This window comes from Agreia sp. PsM10 (assembly GCF_030433855.1).
In the GTDB taxonomy this organism is placed as follows: Bacteria; Actinomycetota; Actinomycetes; order Actinomycetales; family Microbacteriaceae; genus Agreia.
In genome coordinates this window covers 1-253 of sequence record NZ_JARUXC010000065.1, presented here as the reverse complement: position 1 = coordinate 253, position 253 = coordinate 1, and the positions used below count along the sequence as shown (strand labels likewise).

Annotated in this window: 1 protein-coding gene; it reads left to right on the top strand. The window is 69.2% G+C overall.

The window, feature by feature from the left end; genetic code table 11:
* Positions 1-253 (top strand): hypothetical protein (locus QCD70_RS19055; RefSeq protein WP_301219208.1); only part of this gene is annotated, 253 nt, incomplete at both ends.

Here is a 253-nt window from a genome sequence, read left to right as displayed (position 1 = left end):
CCGATACCTCGCTCATCCGCCAGCCCCTCGACGGCGGCGCGGCCACCGCGACGTCGGCCGGAAAGCCGGGCATGCCCGCCGCCCCCGTCAACCTCGCCGGATGCGCCTACGCCGCCTGGGCCATCTCGAACGCCTACCTGCGTGATTGCACCGGCGACGACAAAGACGTGCAGACAACGATCGACGGTCTCACGGCTCAGGCCCAGCTCGTCTTCCGCGTGAACCGCATCGTCGTCGTTCTCACCGACCTGTC